Source organism: Novosphingobium sp. B-7 (assembly GCF_000410615.1).
In the GTDB taxonomy this organism is placed as follows: Bacteria; Pseudomonadota; Alphaproteobacteria; order Sphingomonadales; family Sphingomonadaceae; genus Novosphingobium; species Novosphingobium capsulatum.
The window spans coordinates 1-1,888 of record NZ_APCQ01000228.1; the positions used below are offsets into that span (position 1 = coordinate 1).

Annotated in this window: 1 protein-coding gene and 1 pseudogene; both read left to right on the forward strand. The window is 66.8% G+C overall.

Annotation, left to right across the window (positions count from 1 at the left end):
• Positions 1-436 (forward strand): annotated as a pseudogene (locus tag H926_RS0102325) (SAM-dependent methyltransferase); the annotation flags it as partial.
• A 56-nt stretch (positions 437-492) separates the two neighbouring features.
• Positions 493-1,452, forward strand: a complete 960-nt coding sequence (locus tag H926_RS0102330; RefSeq protein WP_022674868.1) for a cation diffusion facilitator family transporter — start codon at positions 493-495, stop codon at positions 1,450-1,452.
• The last annotated feature ends 436 nt before the right edge of the window (positions 1,453-1,888 follow it).

A 1,888-nucleotide genomic window follows, 5' to 3' on the forward strand; every position in this document is an offset into this window, starting at 1 on the left:
CCTGGCGCGCACCAGCCTGACGGCCACGGTGGTGCAGGCCGATGCGCTGAAATGGCAGCCCGATGAACCGTTCGATGCCGTGCTGCTCGATGCGCCGTGCAGCGCCACGGGCACCTGCCGCCGCCATCCCGATGTGCTGCATCGCCTGGCCGCGATGGATGAATTGACCCAGTTGCAGGCGCAGATGCTGGCCCGCAGCGCTGCCTGGCTGCGGCCGGGCGGCACGCTGGTCTATGCCACCTGCTCGCTCGAACCGGCAGAGGGCGAAGCTCAGGGCGCCGCTTTTGCCGGTCTCGATCCGGCGCCGATCCAGAACGGCGAATTGCCCGCCGGTATCGCGCCTACGCCCGAGGGATGGCTGCGCAGCGACCCGGGCATGCTGGCAAGCGAAGGCGGGATCGACGGGTTCTTTGCCGCGCGGTGGCGCCAAGGGTGATGCAAATGGCCGGCAATTCATTTTGCCGGCGCGATTTTTGTGGCTAAGCCGGCGCCATGTCTGCCGGCCATCACCACGATCACCACCACGCCCATGCTCATGACCATGGGCACGACCACGGCCACCACCATGGCCCAGGGCACAGCCATGCGCCGGCCAGTTTCGGCCGCGCCTTTGCCCTGGGGATTGCGCTCAACACCGCGTTCGTGGTGGTCGAGGGTGGCTATGGCATCGTCAGCGGGTCGATGGCGCTGGTTGCCGATGCCGGGCACAACCTGTCCGACGTGCTGAGCCTGTTCATGGCCTGGGGCGCCAGCGTGCTCTCGGCGCGGCCGCCGCAGGGCCGCTTCACTTATGGCTTCAAGTCCAGCTCGATCCTGGCCGCGCTCGGCAACGCCGCGCTGCTGCTGGTGGCGCTGGGCGCGATCTTGGTGGAAAGCGTGCGCCGCCTGATGGAGCCAGAGGCGGTGTCGCCCGGCCCGGTGATGATCGTCGCGGCGATCGGCATCGTCATCAACACGTTCACCGCCCTGCTGTTCATGCGTGGCAGCAAGCACGACATCAACTTGCGCGGCGCCTATCTGCACATGGCCGCCGATGCGGCGGTTTCAGCAGGCGTCGTGCTCGCCGGCCTCGCCATGGCGATGACCGGGTGGACCTGGATCGACCCGCTGACCAGCCTGGTCATCGTGGTGGTGATTGCCGTGGGCACCTGGGGCCTGGCGCGCGACTCGCTCAAGCTGGGGCTTCAGGCTGTGCCGCCGGGGATCGATCCGAACAAGGTCAGTGCCGCGCTGGCCGCCATGCCGGGCGTGGCGCGGGTGCACGATCTGCATATCTGGCCGATGAGCACCACCGAAACCGCGCTCACCGCGCACCTGATCATGCCGCAGGGCCACCCGGGCGACGGGTTCCTGGCGCATGTGGCCCACGATCTGGAGCATGATTTCGGCATCGGCCACACCACGATACAGGTGGAAACCGACGATTGCGGCGGTTGCTCGCTGGAGGTTTAAGCGATTTGCCCGCCAGATGATCCGCTCTGAGGCGGGGCGAGATCGGTGGTGCGCTGCATCTGGCGCGATGACGGCAGCCAAGGTGCAAGTTATCAAGCTGGACCCCGGATCAAGTCCGGGGTGACGATGAGTTTTTACTTCATCTATATTTTGTCGTCACCCCGGACTTGATCCGGGGTCCAGCTGTTCTGCTTGCGCAAAATGCGCGAACGTACGCAAACGGGCGATTTTTTGTTCGCGCAGAGGCGCTGAGGCGCAGAGATTCCATTCTCTCTGCGCCTCAGCGCCTCTGCGCGAAACATCTTCCTAAGGCGTCGCTGATGCCGCGCCGGCCGGTACGGTGGCATCGACCAGCGGCGGCGGGGCCGGGCGGCTGTCGAGCATGGTGGCGGCTTCATCGAGCGCGCGGGCTTCGCCGCGGGTCACGCCGCCGGGG